Annotated in this window: 19 protein-coding genes; 4 read left to right on the top strand and 15 right to left on the bottom strand. The window is 72.5% G+C overall.

Annotated features, from left to right (window positions below; all coding sequences use genetic code 11):
- The first annotated feature begins 35 nt into the window (after positions 1-35).
- Positions 36-158, top strand: coding sequence for a hypothetical protein (locus HHX30_RS42860; RefSeq protein WP_283246904.1), 123 nt, complete (start codon positions 36-38; stop codon positions 156-158).
- Between the two features lie 45 nt (positions 159-203).
- On the opposite strand, the gene HHX30_RS27935 is transcribed toward HHX30_RS42860, so the two are convergent.
- The 6 genes from HHX30_RS27935 to rplM form a co-directional block, all read right to left on the bottom strand.
- Complete coding sequence (locus HHX30_RS27935) at positions 204-1,049, bottom strand: alpha/beta hydrolase (protein WP_169985197.1); 846 nt, start codon at positions 1,047-1,049, stop codon at positions 204-206.
- Positions 1,050-1,283: 234 nt separating this feature from the next.
- Entirely contained in the window at positions 1,284-1,874 is a 591-nt protein-coding gene (locus HHX30_RS27930) for a sugar O-acetyltransferase (RefSeq protein ID WP_169985195.1), read from the bottom strand.
- A gap of 97 nt (positions 1,875-1,971) precedes the next feature.
- Positions 1,972-4,779 carry a LuxR family transcriptional regulator gene (locus HHX30_RS27925; protein ID WP_169985193.1) on the bottom strand — a complete coding sequence of 936 codons (2,808 nt, stop codon included), beginning with the start codon at positions 4,777-4,779 and terminating at the stop codon, positions 1,972-1,974.
- Between the two features lie 105 nt (positions 4,780-4,884).
- A complete protein-coding gene (glmM, locus tag HHX30_RS27920; protein ID WP_169985192.1) occupies positions 4,885-6,270 on the bottom strand; it encodes a phosphoglucosamine mutase in 1,386 nt (461 codons plus the stop codon).
- On the bottom strand, positions 6,270-6,791 hold the full coding sequence (gene rpsI, locus HHX30_RS27915) for a 30S ribosomal protein S9 (RefSeq protein WP_169985190.1): 522 nt from the start codon (positions 6,789-6,791) through the stop codon (positions 6,270-6,272). Before rpsI ends, glmM begins: the two co-directional genes overlap by 1 nt.
- A 30-nt stretch (positions 6,792-6,821) precedes the next feature.
- Positions 6,822-7,265 carry a 50S ribosomal protein L13 gene (gene rplM, locus HHX30_RS27910; protein WP_030508353.1) on the bottom strand — a complete coding sequence of 148 codons (444 nt, stop codon included), beginning with the start codon at positions 7,263-7,265 and terminating at the stop codon, positions 6,822-6,824.
- A gap of 338 nt (positions 7,266-7,603) precedes the next feature.
- Here rplM and HHX30_RS27905 point away from each other — a divergent pair, with 338 nt between their 5' ends.
- The 3 genes from HHX30_RS27905 to HHX30_RS27895 all read left to right on the top strand — a co-directional run bounded on the left by HHX30_RS27905 (position 7,604) and on the right by HHX30_RS27895 (position 13,270).
- The gene (locus HHX30_RS27905) at positions 7,604-8,329 is read left to right on the top strand and encodes a CAP domain-containing protein (protein WP_169985189.1); all 726 of its coding nucleotides are present in this window, start codon (positions 7,604-7,606) and stop codon (positions 8,327-8,329) included.
- 41 nt (positions 8,330-8,370) lie between these two features.
- Positions 8,371-9,552 (top strand): hypothetical protein, encoded by a 1,182-nt coding sequence (locus HHX30_RS27900; RefSeq protein ID WP_169985187.1) that lies wholly within the window; start codon positions 8,371-8,373, stop codon positions 9,550-9,552.
- A 106-nt stretch (positions 9,553-9,658) separates the two neighbouring features.
- Positions 9,659-13,270: a hypothetical protein gene (locus tag HHX30_RS27895; RefSeq protein WP_169985185.1), complete on the top strand. Its 3,612-nt coding sequence runs from the start codon at positions 9,659-9,661 to the stop codon at positions 13,268-13,270.
- Positions 13,271-13,484: 214 nt separating this feature from the next.
- On the opposite strand, the gene truA is transcribed toward HHX30_RS27895, so the two are convergent.
- The 9 genes from truA to HHX30_RS27850 all read right to left on the bottom strand — a co-directional run bounded on the left by truA (position 13,485) and on the right by HHX30_RS27850 (position 19,249).
- Positions 13,485-14,375: a tRNA pseudouridine(38-40) synthase TruA gene (gene truA / locus HHX30_RS27890; protein ID WP_169985183.1), complete on the bottom strand. Its 891-nt coding sequence runs from the start codon at positions 14,373-14,375 to the stop codon at positions 13,485-13,487.
- A gap of 82 nt (positions 14,376-14,457) precedes the next feature.
- On the bottom strand, positions 14,458-14,988 hold the full coding sequence (gene rplQ, locus HHX30_RS27885; RefSeq protein ID WP_169985182.1) for a 50S ribosomal protein L17: 531 nt from the start codon (positions 14,986-14,988) through the stop codon (positions 14,458-14,460).
- A gap of 147 nt (positions 14,989-15,135) precedes the next feature.
- Positions 15,136-16,152, bottom strand: coding sequence for a DNA-directed RNA polymerase subunit alpha (locus HHX30_RS27880; RefSeq protein ID WP_030508347.1), 1,017 nt, complete (start codon positions 16,150-16,152; stop codon positions 15,136-15,138).
- A 155-nt stretch (positions 16,153-16,307) separates the two neighbouring features.
- Complete coding sequence (gene rpsD, locus HHX30_RS27875; RefSeq protein ID WP_142563118.1) at positions 16,308-16,934, bottom strand: 30S ribosomal protein S4; 627 nt, start codon at positions 16,932-16,934, stop codon at positions 16,308-16,310.
- A gap of 20 nt (positions 16,935-16,954) precedes the next feature.
- Positions 16,955-17,359: a 30S ribosomal protein S11 gene (gene rpsK / locus HHX30_RS27870; protein ID WP_020542285.1), complete on the bottom strand. Its 405-nt coding sequence runs from the start codon at positions 17,357-17,359 to the stop codon at positions 16,955-16,957.
- Between the two features lie 34 nt (positions 17,360-17,393).
- The gene (gene rpsM / locus HHX30_RS27865) at positions 17,394-17,774 is read right to left on the bottom strand and encodes a 30S ribosomal protein S13 (protein WP_169951815.1); all 381 of its coding nucleotides are present in this window, start codon (positions 17,772-17,774) and stop codon (positions 17,394-17,396) included.
- A 224-nt stretch (positions 17,775-17,998) separates the two neighbouring features.
- Positions 17,999-18,112 (bottom strand): 50S ribosomal protein L36, encoded by a 114-nt coding sequence (gene rpmJ, locus HHX30_RS27860; RefSeq protein WP_003956441.1) that lies wholly within the window; start codon positions 18,110-18,112, stop codon positions 17,999-18,001.
- Positions 18,113-18,158: 46 nt separating this feature from the next.
- A complete protein-coding gene (infA, locus tag HHX30_RS27855) occupies positions 18,159-18,380 on the bottom strand; it encodes a translation initiation factor IF-1 (RefSeq protein WP_030508344.1) in 222 nt (73 codons plus the stop codon).
- A gap of 416 nt (positions 18,381-18,796) precedes the next feature.
- On the bottom strand, positions 18,797-19,249 hold the full coding sequence (locus HHX30_RS27850) for a DUF1707 domain-containing protein (RefSeq protein ID WP_169985180.1): 453 nt from the start codon (positions 19,247-19,249) through the stop codon (positions 18,797-18,799).
- Between the last annotated feature and the right edge of the window lie 37 nt (positions 19,250-19,286).

The raw sequence follows: 19,286 nt of genomic DNA, 5'->3' as shown, positions 1-19,286 counted from the left end.
GCGGTGGCACGGGGATCGGGCTGGCGGATCACGCGATGAGCGGGCTCGGCCTCGGCGACCTGTGCATCCTGACCGAGCGGGAGATGTACAGGCGACGCGTAGCCGGCGTCGAAGTCGGGATATGGACGCTCGACGGGCAGCTCAAAGCGCACGAATGACTCGAGACGGCGGCCGCTGGGGGGCGGCCGCCGTCATGAGGTGTGTCAGAAGGGGCAGGTGCTGCGGTACTCCTCGACGGCCAGGCTCCTGCCGGGGCCGGGGCACAGGAAGCGGTCGTAGCGGATGTCGTCGTCGACGAACCGCTTCATCCAGGCCACGGCGTACTTGCCGATGGTGGTGTTGGTCGTGTTCGGCGCGAAGTGGGTGGCACCGTTCAGCTCCAGGTACGCCTTGTCGAGCGACGAGGGCAGGCTGGTGTAGAAGGGCACGGAGTGCGAGGCGACCGGCGCGACGGTGTCGGCCTCGGCGCCGATGATCAGCGTGGGCGTCCGGACGTCCGACCAGGTCTTGTCGAGGTTCCACGGGGTCAGCGGGACCGCGGCCCGCAGGGACGGCCGGTCGTCGACGGCCTCTAGCGTGCCGCCGCCGCCCATCGAGTGGCCCATGACGCCGAGCCTGGTCGCGTCCACCCGGCCGCGGACCGAGCTGCGCTGGGTCAGGTAGTCGAGCGCGGCCAGCAGTTGCCGGCCGCGGCTGTCGGGCTGGTCGAGCCGCGTCAGCGTGTCGATGTTGAACACCACGAAGCCGTGCGAGGCGAGCCGGGCGGCCAGCCAGGCGAGGCTGGACTTGTCGGCCGTGTAGCCGGGGGCGATGGCCACGCCGCCGAACGTCCCCTCGGACGTGGTGGTCGGGTAGTAGATGGTTCCGCCGCCGAAGCCGCTCACGGACAACGACGACACGTCGGTCTGCGCGGTCGCGTACGGCCCGCGCGACGCCTCGAGGAGCGCGTCCGTCGGGTCCGGGCCGTGTACGGCGGCGTGGGCGGCGGGAGCGGTGAGCAGACCGCCGGCCAGCGCGAGCAGCACGACGAGCGCCAGCGTCGTGACCATGGAGGATGTCCGGTGCGGGAATGGGGTTGGGGGGTGTGTCGGCACGTCGGTGCACTCCTTGGGGGGTAGGAGTGGGAACGGCACGCGGGCCGGTTCCCGCGAACGGTCTGACCTGCCGCCACTGTCGCGCCGTCAGGCCCGTGCGCGCATCGGTGTAATCACCGGTCCCCGCCGACCACGGGCCCCGACGAACCACTGGCCCAGAAGGCGCTCACCAGAAGCCGGTTCTGGAGGTCAGGGCCGGTAGCCGCTCTTGTCCGCCTCGGTGATCGTGCGCAGCACCCGGGCGGGGGAGCCGACGGCGATGACGCCGGAGGGGATCGGGCGGGTGACCACGCTGCCGGAACCGATGATCGAGTTGTCGCCGATCGTCACGCCCTGGTTGATGGTGACGTCGCCGCCGATCCAGACGTGATCTCCGATCGTCACCGGCTTGGCGTAGCAGGCGCCGGCCGCGCGTTCCGCGGCGTCGATGGCGTGGTTGCTGGTGTAGATGCCGACGCGGGGACCGAAGAGCACGTGGTGGCCGATGGTGATGCCCCCGCCGTCGAGCATGACGCAGTCGAAGTTGGCGTAGAAGTGGTCACCGATGCTGATGTTGAAACCGAACTCGCAGCGGAATGTCGGCTCGAAGTGGCAGTCCTGTCCGACCTGGCGCAGCAGGCGGCGCAGGATCACCTCACGGTCGTGCTGCGGCTGCCCGAAACTGTTGTTGTATTCGGTGGTCAGCAGCACGGCGCGCCGGCGTGCCTCGATGAGTTCGTCGGTGAGGTCGTTGTACATCCGGCCCGAGAGAATATGCGCGCGCTGGGCGTCAAGCGTCACTGCGTGATCCTTGCTCATCGTCGGTAGGCCCTTGGGACACCCGGTCCCGGGGGCGGGCGTTGGGAAGAACTGGATATCACGGGTTCCAACGGCCGGTTCACGGCAGCAGTCGGGCCAGTTCGACCCGGGAGCGCACGCCGAGCCTGGCGAAGATGTTCCTCAGGTGGTGCTCCACCGTTCGCGGGCTGATGAACAGCCGGGCCGCCACCTCCCGGTTCGTCGCGCCCTCCGCCACCAGGGTGGCGATCTGGAACTGCTGAGCCGTGAGCAGCCGGCCGGCCTCCGAACGAGAGCCCGTGGGCCGCACCGACTCCCCCGCCGCCCGCAGCTCCGCACGGGCGTGCGCGCTCCACAGGCGGGCGCCGTACCGTTCGAACGTCTCCAGCGCGCCGTGCAGGTGTTCACGGGCGGCGCCCGGGCGGCGCGACCGCCGGAGCATGCCGCCGTACAACAGCCGCGTGCGCGCGGTCTCGAACGCGCACGACCCCTGCCGGTGCAGTTCCAGCGCCTGGGCGAAACGCTCCCCGGCCTCGTCCGGGGGCGCCAGCAGCGCGTGGCATCGGGCCGCCAGCGCCAGCCGGTCGGGGTCGCGGGTGCTGTCCACCCAGCGTTCCAGCACGACCAGCGCGTCCCGCGCCTGCGCGACGTCCCCCGTCCGCACGGCGCTCTCGACGAGCAACGGCGTCGCCATCACCCGTACGACGAGGGGGTCTCCCGTGCGGGCCACTGCGCGCAGGCGGTTCACGGCGTCGGCGTGGCGGTTGGCCGCGACGTCCAGATGGGCCAGCGCGAGCGTGCCGAGCGCCTCGGCCACGCTGACGCCGTGGGCTGCGGCCAGTTCGACGGCGCGCGCCGCCCGCAGGGCGCACGTCTCCTCGTCGCCCTCGACGGCGGCGGTGAAGGCGAGCCAGGCCAGGTGCTGCGCGCCGCTGACGGCACGGCCCGTCTCCTGCGCCAGGCGCAGGCCGTCCATGGCGTTGGCCGCCACCGCGTCGTAACGGCCCATCCACTGCTGGGCCTGGATGAGGATCTCCAGCATCTGCGGCATGCGGGCGACCGCGCCGTGGGCACGCGCGAGCTCGACCGCCCGGGAGGTCAGGGTGAGCGCGGCGGCGCCGTTGCCGAGCAGGAGGTTCGCCACGCCGCCCCACACGAGCGCCGAGGGACTGCCGGCCGAGGGCGGCGCCATCACCCCGGTGGCGACGCGGCGCAGGAAGGCGGTCGCCTCCCGATGCCTGCCGCGGAACGTCGCGGCCATGCCCCCGAGATACTCCAGCGCCATGCGCGTGACGTGGTCGTCGTCGGGCCGCCGCAGCGTCTCGGCCCGCCGGGCGATCGTCAGGAACCGCCGGTTGTCCCCCGCCAGGTAACTCGCCTCACCCGCCCGGACCAGCGCGCGTACGGCCTGCTCGCGGTCGGTGCGCAGCAGCCGCTCCGCGGCGGCGAGCAGCGTGTCGCAGGCGCTGTCGGTCTTGCCCGCCCGCAGCTCCAGGCTGCCCCTGAGCAGCTCGGCCCGGCCGCGCACCTCGGCGCCGGCCGCGAGCGTGTCGATCCTGGACAGCAGCGACCTCGCCCGCTGCGGCTGTCCCGCCTGCCAGGCGTGCTGGGCGGCGGCCGCCAGCCGTGCGGCCTTGGCCTCGCCGTGCCCGGTGAGCTCGGCCGCCCGTTCGAGGACGCGGAACGGTTCCGGGAAGGCCGCCGACGTCGCCTTCGGCGCCTCCGCCAGTGCCCGTACGAGCTCCTCGGCAAGCTCCCGCGCGGAACCGTCGAGGGCGGCGGCGCGGTGCCACGCCCGCCGCAGCCGCCGGCGCTCCCCACCGATGGCACCGCCGGAAACATCGCCGGAAACATCGCCGAGAAGGCCCGCGAGCAGGCGGTGGACGGCCCGCCGCCGGGCGAGGGACGCCTCGGCGTAGGCCACGTGGCGCAGGAGCGGGTCGGCGAGGTCGAAGCCGCCGTCCGGCCATTCGACCACGACGTCCGCGGCCTCCGCCGCCTCCAGGGCCGCCAGCCCGGACCGCGCGTCCGCCGCCCGCGTCAACGTGACCGCGTCGATGCCGGGATCGGCCGCGATCAGCAGGACGAGGTCGGCGGTGTCGGCGGGCAGGCCGCGGAGCCGATCGGCGTACGCCCGCCACAGGCGGCCGCCGCGCGGCGGCGTCTCGGGCGGCGGCGCCGCGCCCTTGCGGTGCTCGTCGGTCAGCGAGCCGGTGAGTTCCACCAGCGCGAGCGGGTTGCCCCGGGCCGCCCGGACCAGTGCCGTACGCAGGTCTCCCGGCAGGCCTTCGGGGACGAGATCGTCGAGCACCTGCCGCGACGCCCTCTCGTCGAGCGGGGCGAGCGGCAGCGGCGGCAGGTCGCCGGGGGCGGCGCCGGGCTGCGCGGAGGCCAGCAGCACGGCGACGGGGATCGTCCCCACCCGGCGGGCCACGAAGCAGATCGCCTCCCGGCTTGGGGCGTCGAGCCACTGGAGGTCGTCGGCACACACCAGCACCGGGCGCCCGGCGGCCTGCAGGAGCCGCAGCAGCGCGGCCGGCAGCGCCAGGCCGCCCGCGGCCGCGCCGGTCCGCAGCGCCTCGGCGAGCACCCGCGTATCGGCCGCCGGCGTGTCCAGCCGGTCGGCGATCGGCCGGAGCAGCGCGTGCAGCCCGGCGTACGGCAGGTGGGTCTCACCTGCGACGCCCTGGGTGCGGAGCACGAGGAACCCCGGCTCGCCGGGGGTGCCGGTGGCCGCGTGCGCGGCGGCGAGGTCGAGCAACGCGGTCTTTCCCGCACCCGGTCCGCCGAGGAGGAGCAGGCATCCGCCCGCACCGGTTCGGGCCCGGTCCGTCAGTGCGCGCAGCGCGTCCGATTCCCTTTCACGGCCTCTTAACGCATCCGACCGAACACCGGTCAAACAAGACATGCACCAGTGTTACGCCCACATTGCGCAATTGAGAAGGGCTTCCAATAAGGAACCCCGCCGGGCACGCGCCTGGCGGGGTCCTCAGGAGTCGTGACGCGTGCGGCGTCAGACGCAGACCGTGCGGACGACCTCCGCGAGGCGGTCCGCCACGGCCCTGGCCTGGTCGTGCGACTCGGCCTCGACCATGACCCGGATCATGGGCTCGGTTCCGCTCGGCCGGATCAGCACGCGGCCGGTCTGCCCGAGCTCCGCCTCGGCCTCGGCCACCGCCGCCCGCAGTGCGGGCGCGGACGCCTTCGACTTCGCCACGTCCCGGACGTTGACGAGCACCTGCGGCAGCTTCGTCATCACCGAGGCGAGGTCGGCGAGGGAGCGGCCCTGCCGGGCCACCTCGGCCATCAGGTGCAGCGAGGTGAGCAGGCCGTCCCCGGTCGTGGCGTGATCCAGCATGATCACGTGACCGGACTGCTCGCCGCCCAGGTTGTAGCCGCCGTCCTGCATCGCCTCCAGGACGTACCGGTCGCCGACCGCGGTCTCCACCACGGACAGGCCGGCCTCCCGCATGGCGATCTTGAACCCCAGGTTGGACATGACCGTCGCCACGACCGTGTCCTTGGCGAGGCGTCCGTCGGCCTGCATCGACAGGGCCAGGATCGCCATGATCTGGTCGCCGTCGACCTCCTCGCCCGTACCCGTGACCGCGAGGCAGCGGTCGGCGTCGCCGTCGTAGGCGATGCCCAGGTCGGCGCCGCGCGCGACGACGGCCTCCCGCAGGGGCGTCAGGTGGGTCGAGCCCACCCCGTCGTTGATGTTCAACCCGTCCGGGGCGGCGCCGATGGTCTCCACGGTCGCGCCGGCGCGCAGCAGCGCCTCCGGGGCGACCATGTGCGCGGCGCCGTGCGCGCAGTCGATGACGACGCGCAACCCGTCGAGGCCGTGGGGCAGGGTGGTCAGCAGGTGTGCGACGTACCGGTCGGCCTCGCCGTACGCCTCCCGGACCCGGCCGACGGACGCGCCCACCGGGCGGTCCCACTTCTCCCCGAGCCGTTGCTCGATCTCGTTCTCCACCGCGTCGGGCAGCTTGTAGCCGCCGCGGGTGAAGAACTTGATGCCGTTGTCCGGCGCGGGGTTGTGCGACGCGGAGAGCATGACGCCGAGGTCGGCGCCCAGCGCGTTGGTCAGGTACGCGACCGCCGGGGTGGGCAGCACGCCGAGCCGCAGGACGTCCACGCCTGACGACGCGAGGCCGGCGACCACGGCGGCCTCCAGGAATTCACCTGAAGCCCGCGGGTCCCGGCCTACGACGGCGATCGGGCGGCCGCGCCGCCCGACGCTGGCGTGGAACGCCCCGGCATCGCCGAGCACGTGCGCGGCGGCCACGGACAGGTCCATGGCCAGCTCCGCGGTGAGGTCGCGCCCGGCGACCCCACGTACCCCGTCGGTGCCGAAGAGGCGCCCCCGTGAGGAGGCGCCTACGGGCTCCCCCGACATTAACGCTTGCTGTACTGAGGAGCCTTGCGGGCCTTCTTGAGGCCGTACTTCTTCCGCTCCGTGGCGCGGGCGTCACGGGTGAGGAAGCCGGCCTTCTTCAGCGGCGGGCGGTTGACCTCGGCGTCCAGCGCGGCGAGCGCGCGGGACAGGCCCATGCGCAGCGCGCCGGCCTGGCCGGTCACGCCGCCGCCGTCGATGCGGGCGATGACGTCGAACGCGTCCTCGGCGCCGAGCACGACGAACGGCTCGTTGATCAGCTGCTGGTGGACCTTGTTCGGGAAGTAGCTGTCCAGCGAGCGGCCGTTGATCGTCCACTTGCCGGTGCCCGGCACGATGCGGACCCGGGCGATGGCCTCCTTGCGGCGGCCGGTGCCGTACGAGTTGCCCGTGGTGACGGGCTTGCGGACGGCGCCGTCGCCGGCGGGGGCCGACTCGGTGGTGTACTCGGAGGGGAACTCCTCCGCGGTGTAGTCTTCCGGCTCGCCCTCGACGAGCGTCTCGATACCGGTGGGCTCGGCCACGGTTCTCCTCTTAACTTTCCTGGCTCGCGATTACTGGGCGATCTGGGTGATCTGGAAGGGCACCGGCTGCTGGGCCTGGTGCGGGTGCTCGCCACCGGCGTACACCTTGAGCTTCTTGGCCATCTTCCGGCCGAGAGCGTTCTTGGGAAGCATGCCCCGGACGGCCTTCTCCACGGCCCGGTCCGGACGCTTCTCCATGAGCTCGCCGTAGGAGACGGCGCGCAGACCGCCGGGGTAACCCGAGTGGCGGTACGCCTTCTTCTGCTCGAGCTTGTTGCCGCTCAGGGCGATCTTGTCGGCGTTGATGACGATGACGAAGTCACCCGTGTCGACATGCGGGGCGAAGATCGGCTTGTGCTTCCCGCGGAGCAGGGTCGCCACCTGGCTGGCCAGCCGGCCGAGCACGACGTCGGTCGCGTCGATGACGTACCACTGACGTTCGACGTCGTTGGGCTTCGGTGAGAACGTGCGCACGGCAGTGCCTTCTGTCGGAAATGTGAACTCTCGGTAGGTTGCGCAGGCACGGCGACAACCTCCGTCTCCACATGTACGGGAGAAGGCGCCGGACGCGCCGTGCACCGGTCTGCGGACAGACCGATCCACACACAACGAACTAGCAGACTACCGACCCGATGCCGTCCGGTCAAAACAGCGAGAGGGGGGCCTCATTGGAACGACACATTTGAACGTTCATCAAATCCATACCCAAACGCCCCTTCATCCCCATGGCGAGGATCCCTATATTTGACTGCGGTATGTGGCAGACCCCTCACAAAAATCACACCTTCCGTGGCCCCCTGCGGGGGACTCAGATGGGTCTGCTGGCGTGCGCCGTGGCCATTCTGCTCACCGGCGTCGTGATCGGCCGGATGAGCGCCGGGTCGGGCGAGGTCGACGAGGTTTATCTCCGTAAGTCGGAGCCGTCCCTGTCGCCCCGCGCGAGCGCGCCGGGCGCGGTGCCGCGCGACCGGCCCGCCCTCGACCACGTCCTGCGCACTGTGGCTCCGGTCACCCCCGGGGAGGTGCCGCAGCAAAGGCCCCGCAAGGAACAGCCGCCCTCCACGGTGATCGACGGCTCCGGCGGCGGCTCGCCGTACAGCGTCCTCACCCCCGGGGCGGACGGAGGCGGCGGCGCGTACGACGCCGACGCGATGCGGGCCGCCTCGATGGAGGCCGAGGTCGTGCGCCTGGTCAACGCCGAGCGCCGCAAGCACGGCTGCCGTCCCCTGCGTGTGGACCCCCGCCTCGTGGAGTCCGCCCGCGCGCATTCGGCGGAGATGGCGTCGAGCGGCCTGTTCCGGCACAGCTCGCCCGGCGGCGCCACTCCCTGGGACCGCATGGGCGCGGCGGGCTACTCCCAGGGCGGAGCCGAAACGATCGCGAGGGGCTACCAGACCGCCGCGGCGGTCGTACGCGGCTGGATGGCCGGGCGGAGCGACCGTGCCACGCTGCTCGACTGCCGCCTGGTCGCGACCGGGGTCGGCGTGAGCACGGGGGACGGCGGCCCGTGGTGGACCGAGGACTTCGGGTATTCCTGACCCTTCGTCGTCTGTCCGAAACGCCGACTAATCTCAGCGCCATGGGTTACCCCGGCGACCAGCAACCACCTCCGCCGCACCAGCCTCCGGACCCCCGCAGGCGGGACCTGCCTCCGTACTCCGGCGGGGACGACTCGCCCCTCGCCGGCCGTCGCGACGCGCCCCCGTACGGCGGGGGCCAGCCGCCCTACCAACGCGAGCAGCCGCCCTACCAGCGCGAGCCGTCGCCGTACGCCCGCGAGCAATCGCCATATGAACGCGAGCAGTCGCCGTACGAACGCGAGCAGGCCCCCTACCAGCCCTATCGGCCCGAGCAGCCGCCGTACGCCGGACGCGGGCCGTATGAGCAGGAGGGCCCGCACCGCGTGGAGGAGCTCGCGTCGGGCCCGGGCCCCTACCCGCCCCCGCCCGGTCAGCCGGGTGACGGCTGGGACGCGCGGCGGCAGCCCACCGCGCCGCGGGTGCCCGCGCCGCCGGAGCCGGTGTGGGATCCCGACGTGAAGGGCCCCTGGTGGCGACGCCCCTGGGCCCTCGGCCTCGGCCTGCTGGCCCTGATCGGAGCGCTGTTCACCGGCCTGTGGTACGCCGCGAGCAACGAGAAGCCGCCGGCGGCCGCTCCGGCGCCCACCAAGCGGTCCACCCCGCTCGTCTCCGAGGGCCCTTCCGGCAAGTACGGCTACACGGGCTCCCGGGCGACCGACAAAAGCCCGCTGTCACTCGGCGAGTTGTTCCCCAAGCGCAAATTCCTCAAGGACAAGCGGTCGTACGTCCGCACGGTCGTGCGCAGGGAGAAGAAATGCGCGGACGGCGTCACCGGCGACAAAATCACAAAGGCGCTCAAAGCGGGCGGATGCACGCAGCTTCTGCGGGCGAGCTTCGCGGACGCCAAGGGCACGATCATCGGCACCGTGGGCGTCGCCAACCTGCGGACCTCCGCCTCGGCGAAGAAGGTCGCCTCCGCCGGAGGCGGCGGCGAGCGCAAGGACTACCTCAAGCCGCTGCCGGGCAAGGACGAGGCCAGCAAGCACCTCGGCACGGGCGAGGCGTACGCGGGCGGCTGGACCCACGGCCACTACGCGGTGCTGCTCTGGTTCCAGTTCAAGGACGGCCACAAACCGACCAAGACCGAGCAGAAGCGGCTCTACCAGGCCGCGGTGGACGTCACCGACGCGACTGTTTTCCCTGCCCTCGACACCCGCTCGCTGACCGGTGGCCCCAGCTGAGGCCAGGCGTTCGCTGAGGTGGGAGCCGGTGGGCGAGCTGGGGCGGCACGGACCGAAACGCCCATAGGGGCACGCCGATCGCGCCCGCGCCGTTACGCTTCCGGCTATGCGTGGCAAGGATTCCGGCTCCGAGCACGAACACGAAACGGCGTGGGCCCACCGTGAGGCGGACGCCGAGGGCTCGGCGACACCTCCGACGCCACCCCCGAGCTTCGGGCAGACCCCGGCGCCCGGGTCCGGGCAGTCCCCCGCGGACGACGGCACGGCTTGGGCCCAGGACGCCGCCGGCGCGGCGGACCGGCCCGCGCCGCCCGCCGTTCCCTACCCGACCAGGTATGGCCTCCCCGGCGGTCTCAGGGCGCCGGAACCGGCCGCCGACGACCCGGAGAGCACCAACAGATTCCGGGCCGTTCCCGCGTACGGTCCCCCGCCGCCCTCCTCCGGTGTGCCGGGGGACGCCAGGCCCCTTCCCGCGCCGCGCCCGCCCGGCGACGAGGGCCTCGGCTCGCCCGCGCCCGGCGAGCCGTATCCCGGCGCCGTGCCGCCACAGCCCGCGTACGGCTCCGGACCGCACGCCTGGCAGCCGCCGGAGGGCCAGGGTGTCCACACGTGGCAGCCGCAGCCCGGCCAGGGCGACCAGCCACAGCCCGGCCAGGGCGACCAGCGGCAGCCGGGATACGGCCCGCCCGCATGGCAGCCGCCCGCTCCGGCCGGACCCCCCTGGCAGCCCCCGGCCGATCCGAACGCCCCCCGATGGGAGCAGGCGCCGGGTCCCGGAGCGCCCTCCTGGCAGCCCGAAGGCCAGGGAGTGGTGTCCTGGCAGCCCCCGGCCGCTCCGGAGGCCGTGGGCCGGGCGCAGGAGGGCCCTGGCGCGGGGGCCGGCCCCACCGCCCCCTACGGACATCCGCCGGCGGATCCGAACGCCCCACGTTGGGAGGGCGCACCGGGTCCCGGCGCACCCTCCTGGCAGCCCGGGCCGCCGTCCTGGCAGCCAGGCCAGAGCGCGGGCGGCCCCGCGTACCCGCAGACTCCCCCGCCCCCGCAGCAGTCCGCGTACGGCTCCGGGCCGCACGCCTGGCAGCCTCCGGCGGACGGAGCCAACCCGGCCTGGCAGCCGCCGCCCGGCGCGAACCCACAGGCATGGCAGCCGCCCGGCCCCGCGGGGCCTGCCTGGGAACCGCCCGTGGGCGCGGCCCCCCAGCCCTGGCAGCAGGAGCCACCCCCGCCCGGCGCCCCGCACATGTGGCCCGCCCCGGGCGGCGAGCCCGGCGCACAATACGGTGCGCAGCCCGGTGCACAGCCCGGTGCACAGCCCGTTCCGCAGTACGGCGCACAGCCCGGCGTGAGCTCCTGGCCCCACTCGGGCGACGAGTCGCAGTGGCAGCAGGGCCCCGCACCGGCCGCGACGGGTGACACCGGCCCCACCACGTGGCCGGCTCCGCCGTCCGGCGAACCGGCCGCTCCCGGTGCCTTCGGCGGGTCCCCCTCGCCGTACGACACGGGCCCCCAGGGACAGACCGGCGCGGAAACGCCGTACGGCGGATCCCCCGGGCAGCCGTGGCAGGACCCCGCCGGGTCCGCCTGGCCGCACCACGGCGGCACCCCCACGGCACCGGCGCCCTACGGCCCGGATCAGCAGAACGCGGGGGCCCCACAGTCCGCCCCGCCCGCTGAAACGGCGCCCGGCGTGCCGTCGTTCCCCGAATGGGGGCCCGCCCCCGCCGCGGGGCAGCCGCCCGCAGGGGAGGCGTGGTCCCAGGCGCAGGCGCCCCACCAGGGATATCCGGCGGCGGACCCGTCGCAGGCGCCGCTCCCGCCCGGTCCGCAGCCCCCCGGCACGCAGGCGCACGCGCAGGGGGCCGCGTCCCCGGACCAGATCCGTCCCGGGGAGCCCGGCGACGTCCCCGTGTGGCCGCCACGGCTGCCGGGCGAGCCGTATCCCCAGGGAGAGCTGCCCGCGGGCACCTCCTGGCCCCCGGTGGACACCTACCAGAACGAGCACGGCACCGCGCAGGCGTCCGCGGCCCCGTCCGGCGGAACGCCGGGCGACGCGCCCGGACACCCCGGCGCGCCCGCCGACGCCCCGCATCACGCCGGTACGCCTACCGGCGGGGGAACCGGCGGGACCGGCGAGTCCGCCGGGCAGCCGCTCCCGGGCGGCGCGAGCGCGGACATCTCCACCCGGCACCCCGAAGCCGGGGCCGACCCCAACCCGTACGCGCGGCCGGGTGGGGAGCCGCTCGCCGCTCCCACGGAGTGGGCGTCCGAGGGGCCCACGGGGACGGACGCGCCCGGACCTGGCGATTCGCCGCGAGACGTGCCCGGAATGAGCGTCCCGCCACCGGGCGCGCCGGGGCCGTATCCTCCCCCGCCGGGCCCTGCGGGACCGCCCGCGGGATTCGGGGCCGAGATCACCCATGCGGCGACGCCGGCCGAGGGGTTCCACGCGCCCGGCGCACCACACGAGCCGGACCGCCATCCCGCGTACCCCGAGCCGAGCACCGCGCACGGCGAGCCGCAGCCCGCGTCCCCCGACAGGACGACACAGCCGCTGCTCCCGCCGCCGCCCCCGCACACACCGAGCGCCCCGAGTCAGGCGCAGGACAGCGCACCGTCCGGGACACCACTGGGGACACAGGACGAGACGCCGGCCGACACGGCGTCCCAGGCACCGTCCGAGGCGTCCTTCGCGGATGTCCCGCCATTCGCCGTGCCCCCGGGCGCGGCGTCATCCGACACGCCGCCCACGGGCCCGTCCGCGAGCGACGGCGCCAACGGGGCGGACTCCCCTACCCCCAATTCAGGACAGATGGCGACAACCTCTCCCACGACCGGTTCGCCCTCGCAGCCGACCGACGAGACCCCGTTCGCGTTCACGCCGGTGACGCCCGCCAAGGCGGGCAAGCCGGCGCCTCCGCCCGGATTCGGGCCGGATCCGTCCACCCCCGGCGGCCTGTCCCCCCAGGGCAACCTCCCGGCGACGCTGGGGCCCACCGGCACTTCCCCGTCCGGCGGGAAGGCCAAGCGGATCCTGATGGCCGCCGGAGCGGCGGTCGTCGTGGGGGCGATCGGCACCGCCGCCTACTTCGCCTACTCCGGCGAACCGGGCGGCGACCAGGCCGCCCGCACACCGGCGGCCACCACCGCGCCCCCCTCCGACGAGCCGCAGCCGAGTTCCACGGTCGCCTCCGCGATCCTCGACTCGGAGCAGACCGACCCCAAGACCCTCAAGCCGGAAGAGGCGTTCCCGGACGAGAAGGTGACGCTGGCCGGGCGGACGTACCGCCGGGTCAAGGTCGACGTGACCGACGACTGCGGCAAGGCGGCGGCGGGCGCGTTCGCGCAGGCCCTCACCGAGCAGCAGTGCCGCAGGGTGCTCAGGGCGACGTACGTCGACGGCAAACGCCAGTACGCCGTGACCACGGGCATCGCCGTGCTCCCCGGCAAGACCGAGGCCCTCGCCGTGGACCAGACGAAGAATCTCGGTACGAACGTGTGGTTCCGCGGCCTCGACGGCGACAAGAAGAGCGGCGCGGACAAGGTGTCGATCTCCGGCGGCTACGCCGCGGGCATGGTGTGGGGACGCTACATCGTGTTCAGCTACGCCACCTACGCGGATGGGCACACGCCGCAGACGGACGACGCGAACCTCGGGCCGGTCAGCGGCGCCTTCCGCGACAACACGGCGAAGGTGATCGAAAAGCGCGCGAGCCGCTGACGATCCCGGCGCGCGGCCCCGGCGGGAGGCCGCGCGCCGCCGCGGCGCGGCGTCGTCGCGGCGGCGCAGCGTCGTCGCGCGGCGCGGCGTCGGCGGCTCAGCGCACGGATACGGCGCTCGGCACCCCAAGGGCGCACATGGCGCAGCGGCCCTTGGCACGGCGCGCTGTGGGGTGAATGCCGCGGGGCGACCCCGCCGATCCCTCGGCCGACGGTCAGCGGCTCAGCGTGCGCACCCGGCGGGTGGCGGCGGCCCGCCGCGCCAGTTCCTCCGGCCCGGGGTAGCGCACCTCCTCCAGCGTGAGACCGTGCGCGGGCGCGACGTGCACGCCCGAATCCCGTACGGCTCTCGCCAGCACCTCGACCGGCCACTCGACCGGCCGCCTGCCCTCCCCGACGGTCAGCAGCGACCCGACCAGCGCCCGGACCATCGAGTGGCAGAACGCGTCGGCGACCACCGTCGCGAGGAGGATTCCGTCCTCGCCCCTTACCCAGTCGAGCCGCTGCAACTCGCGGATCGTGGTCGCGCCCTCGCGCCTGCGGCAGAAGGCGGCGAAGTCGTGCTCGCCCAGCAGCCGGGCGGCGGCCGCGTTCAGCAGGTCCACGTCCAGCGGACGGGCGTACCACAGCACCTCGCGCCGCCTCAGCGGGTCGACGCCGCCGGGGGCGTCGGCCACCCGGTAGCCGTACCGCCTCGACAGCGCGGAGAACCGGGCGTCGAAGCCCTCTGGGGCCACGCTGACGGCGTGCACCCGCACGTCGGGGGGCAGCACGCCGGCCAGCCGCCTCGTCAGCGCAGCGAGCCACTCAGCGCCGCGCTCCTCCCACGCCTCCTCCGGCTCCGCCGGGACGGGGGCGCGCCCGGAGACGGCGGCGGCCAGCGCGGCGAGCGGAACGTCGGCGTGCGCCACCTGTCCCCTCGCGTGGACGCCGGCGTCGGTGCGGCCCGCGACCGTGAGCGGCGGCGGGGCGTCCAGGCGCAGGACCCGGCCGAGCGCGTCCTCGATCTCCCCCTGCACGGTCCGCCGCCCGGGCTGGCGCGCCCAGCCCGAGAAGTCCGTCCCGTCGTAGCCCAGGTCCAGCCTCAGCCGCAGTTCTCGCCTCACGACATCCCTCGTACGGTGCACAAACGAAGAGCGGGCCCAGCGTCCCCCGAAGGGAAGCTGAGCCCGCTCACGGAGCCTGGGATCAGGCCTCGTCCTTCTTGTCGCCCTCCGCCGGGGCGGCCTCGGAGGCCTCGGCGGTGGTGCTCTCGGCGGCCTCGTCCTGCGCCGCCGGCGTCTCCTCGACCTCCGCGGGGGCCGGAGCGGCCTCGGCGGCGGGCGCGGCCGGAGCCGAGCGGGAGACCCGGACCGGGTTCAGCTGCTCGGTCACCAGCTCGATGACCGCCATGGGGGCAGCGTCGCCCTTACGCGGGCCGAGCTTGGTGATCCGGGTGTAGCCACCGGGACGCTCGGCGTACGTCGGGGCGATCTCGGTGAAGAGGTGGTGGACGACGCCCTTGTCGCGGACGACGGTCAGCACCTGGCGACGGTTGTGGATGTCGCCCTTCTTCGCCTTGGTGATCAGCTTCTCCGCGAGCGGACGGAGTCGCCGGGCCTTGGCCTCGGTGGTGGTGATCCGGCCGTTCTGGAACAGCGCCGTGGCGAGGTTCGCCAAGATCAGCCGCTCGTGGGACGGGCTGCCGCCGAGACGGGCGCCCTTGGTGGGCTTGGGCATTTCATGCTCCTCATGGATAACCCGCTCCGGCCGTGTCAGGTACCGGGGTCGGGCCGACCGGCGTACCGGTCGTGACTTGTCATCGCCGCCTCATGCCGCCCCGGAGGGCGGCACGAGACGGTGGTGCGTCGCTCGAAGAACGGGCGATCAGTACTGCTCGGTCTCGATGAACCCGCCGTCCTCGTCGTCGTACCCGCCGCCGGCGACGGCGGAGGGGTCGAACCCGGGCGGGGAGTCCTTGAGAGCCAGGCCCATCTCGTGCAGCTTCTGCTTGACCTCTTCGATCGACTTGGCGCCGAAGTTGCGGATGTCCAGCAGGTCCTGCTCGCTGCGGGCGACGAGCTCACCCACGGTGTGGATGCCCTCGCGCTTGAGGCAGTTGTACGAACGGACGGTGAGGTTGAGCTCCTCGATCGGCAGCGCCAGGTCGGCCGCGAGAGCCGCGTCCGTCGGCGACGGGCCGATGTCGATGCCCTCGGCCTCCACGTTGAGCTCGCGGGCCAGGCCGAACAGCTCGACCAGGGTCTTGCCGGCCGAGGCCACCGCGTCGCGGGGCTTCATGGACGGCTTGGTCTCGACGTCGAGGATGAGGCGGTCGAAGTCCGTGCGCTGCTCGACACGGGTGGCCTCGACCTTGTAGGTGACCTTGAGCACCGGAGAGTAGATCGAGTCGATCGGAATCCGGCCGATCTCCTGACCCGGCTGCTTGTTCTGCGCGGCGGAGACGTAGCCGCGGCCGCGCTCGACGGTCAGCTCCATCTCCAGCTTCGCCTTGCCGTTCAGCGTGGCGATGTGCAGGTCGGGATTGTGCACCTCGACACCGGCCGGAGGCGCGATGTCGGCGGCGGTGACCTCACCGGGGCCCTGCTTGCGCAGGTACATGACCACGGGCTCGTCGTGCTCGGAGGAGACGACCAGCGACTTGAGGTTCAGGATGATGTCGGTGACGTCTTCCTTGACCCCGGGCACGGTCGAGAACTCGTGGAGCACGCCCTCGATGCGGATGCTGGTGACCGCCGCCCCCGGGATGGAGGACAGCAGCGTGCGCCGCAGCGAGTTGCCGATGGTGTAGCCGAAGCCCGGCTCGAGCGGCTCGATGATGAACCTGGACCGGTGCTCCTCGAGCGACTCCTCCTGGAGGCTCGGGCGCTGTGCGATGAGCATCTGGATCTCCTGGATCCGGGACGGCCCCGCCACCGTGGACGAGGGGTCCCTGGGTTACGGCGACGCCCGCTATTTGACGTCGCTCGCCTACAACCATGATGCCGTACGGCCGGGAGTGTACCGGCCGTACGGCGTCATTAAATGCCGGGGCCCTACTACTTGGAGTAGAGCTCGACGATCAGCTGCTCCTGGACCAGCGTGTCGATCTGCTGGCGGACCGGGAGCTGGTGCACGAGGATGCGCATGTTCTCGGCGGAGACGCCCAGCCAGGCCGGGACGGTCTTGTCGCCGGCGGTCGCGCGGGCCACCTCGTACGGAAGCAGGTTGCGCGACTTCTCGCGGACCTCGATGATGTCGTGCTCGCGGACGCGGTACGACGGGATGTCGACCTTCTTGCCGTTCACGAGGAAGTGGCCGTGGCGCACCTGCTGGCGGGCCGCGTCACGCGACTCGGCGAAGCCGGCGCGGTAGACCACGTTGTCGAGACGGCTCTCCAGGATCTGGAGGAGGTTCTCACCGGTCTTGCCGGCCTTGCGGTTGGCTTCCTCGTAGTAGTTGTGGAACTGCTTCTCGAGGACGCCGTAGATGCGGCGGGTCTTCTGCTTCTCACGAAGCTGGAGCTGGTACTCCGACTCCTTCGGACGGCCGCGGCCGTGCTCACCCGGCGGGTACGGGCGGATCTCGATGGGGCACTTGGCGGACTCGCACTTCTTGCCCTTGAGGAAGAGCTTGGTCTTCTCGCGGCGGCAGAGCTTGCAGTCCGGACCCGTGTAACGAGCCATTTCTCTCTACTCTCCTGAGCTCAGACGCGACGGCGCTTGGGCGGACGGCAGCCGTTGTGCGGAACCGGGGTCACGTCCTGGATGGACCCGACCTCGAGGCCGGTCGCCTGCAGCGAACGGATCGCGGTCTCACGGCCGGAGCCGGGGCCCTTGACGAAGACGTCGACCTTCCGCATGCCGTGCTCCATGGCGCGGCGGGCGGCGTTCTCGGCAGCCATCTGGGCGGCGAACGGGGTGGACTTGCGGGAGCCCTTGAACCCGACGTGGCCGGCGCTGGCCCAGGAGATCACGTTCCCGTTCGGGTCGGTGATCGAAACGATGGTGTTGTTGAACGTGCTCTTGATGTGGGCGTGCCCGTGAGCGACGTTCTTCTTTTCCTTGCGGCGCACCTTCTTCGGTGCGCCCTGGCGGCTCTTCGGCGGCATTTAAGCGCTATCTCCTGGCAGTGGCTGCTAAGGACTACTTCTTGCCCGGCTTCTTCTTGCCGGCCACGGTCTTCTTCTTCCCCTTGCGGGTGCGCGCGTTCGTCTGCGTCCGCTGACCGTGGACAGGCAGCCCCTTGCGGTGCCGGATGCCCTGGTAGCAGCCGATCTCGATCTTGCGGCGGATATCGGCCTGAATCTCGCGGCGAAGGTCGCCCTCGATCTTGTAGTTCGCCTCGATGAAGTCACGCATCGGGACGAGTTCGGCGTCCGTGAGCTGGTGGACGCGCAGATCGGGGCTGATGCCGGTCGCGTCAAGGATCTCCTTGGCGCGGGTGCGGCCGATTCCGAAAACGTAGGTGAGAGCGATCTCCAGCCGCTTGTCGCGGGGGAGGTCGACGCCAACCAGGCGGGCCATGGTCGGGCATTCTCCTTCAGTGTGGCGGAGGTCTTGCGCCACACTTCCCCTCCCATGCCCGGGCGAGGGCCCCGGCCTCCGACCGGGGGTCTCCCGCGTGGTACGGCTTGCGCCGCCTGCGCGGGTGTGTGACGCGACTTCGTTGTTCCGGCCCTCACGCGGGTGGAGCCCGTCACATGGACGGACTCAGCAGGGGCCTGGTGGCGACGTACTGAGAGCTGGGCTCAGCCCTGGCGCTGCTTGTGGCGCAGGTTGTCGCAGATCACCATGACGCGACCGTGTCGGCGAATCACCTTGCACTTGTCGCAGATCTTCTTGACGCTCGGCTTGACCTTCATAGTCCTTATTCGTTCCGCATACGGCCCGTCCCGCTGGCGGGGCGGGCTACTTGTACCGGTAGACGATCCGTCCGCGGCTCAGGTCGTAGGGGCTCAGCTCCACGACCACCCGGTCATCGGGCAGGATCCTGATGTAGTGCATTCGCATCCGCCCGCTGATGTGGGCCAGGACCTTGTGACCGTTGTCGAGCTGCACCCGGAACATTGCGTTCGGGAGCGACTCAATAACAGTGCCCTCAATCTCGATGGCGCCGTCTTTCTTGGCCATGGCCCTCGCGTTTCACAGATCGGATCGTCAGAGGCTTCGGAACACTAAGCAGCCGCGACCTTCGGGCGCTTACAGAGAGCGGCGACCAGCCAAGGCCGCCTAGGCGCAAAGGTCATAGTGAACCGACAAAGGAGTGTACGACAACCCGGGCCGAATTGCGAAACGACGGCAGGGGTCCCGACACAACCAGATCACAGGGTACCCCCGGCGGAGGCCGACGGCCAATCCCACGCCGACGGATCGCGTGGAGGAGGGGGAACCACCACACCCGCCCGCCCGGCACCGCCGAAATGCCGGGACGGGGCGGGTGCGGCCTGATCACCGCGGGGGCACGGCCCGAGTGGTGCCGTACGTCGCGACACCGGACATCTACCCGCCCGCGGCTGCCGCGACGGCGGCCCTCCGGTAAAGAACGCTCAGGTGTCGCGTCCCCGGGACTGCCCGGCCGTGCCGGCGATCGTGCTGACGAGGAGGATGACGCCCCAGGGGCCCATCACCCAGAGCGGCCACGGATAGACGAAGTGCCCGGAGGACAGGCCGACGATGAGCCAGATCATCCAGTTCACGCCGCTGGCGCCGGCCCAGGCGGACCAGGCGGCCCGCAGACCGGCCCGCGCCTTCGCGTCACGCCGGGCCGGCCGGGACCCCCGCGCGGGCTCGACGGCGGCCGGCAGGCGGTTCAGGTCGATGCCGGGCAGGTCGGAGGTGAGCGTGGCCAGTTCCCCGTACGTACGGCTCTGGTAGACCTGCTCCAGCCGCTCGTTGAACTCGTCGAGGGTGAGCCTGCCTTCGGCCACGTGCTCGCGCAGCGCCGCGGCGACCCGGTCCCGGTCGCCGTCCGAGGCCCGCATCTCCGGCGCTGCAGCCATCACCATCTCCCCGGCTGTTCGAGCGATATGACCATTA

This window comes from Microbispora sp. H10836, assembly GCF_012999525.1.
Classification (GTDB): domain Bacteria; phylum Actinomycetota; class Actinomycetes; order Streptosporangiales; family Streptosporangiaceae; genus Microbispora.
This window is presented reverse-complemented; position numbering and strand designations above follow the sequence as displayed.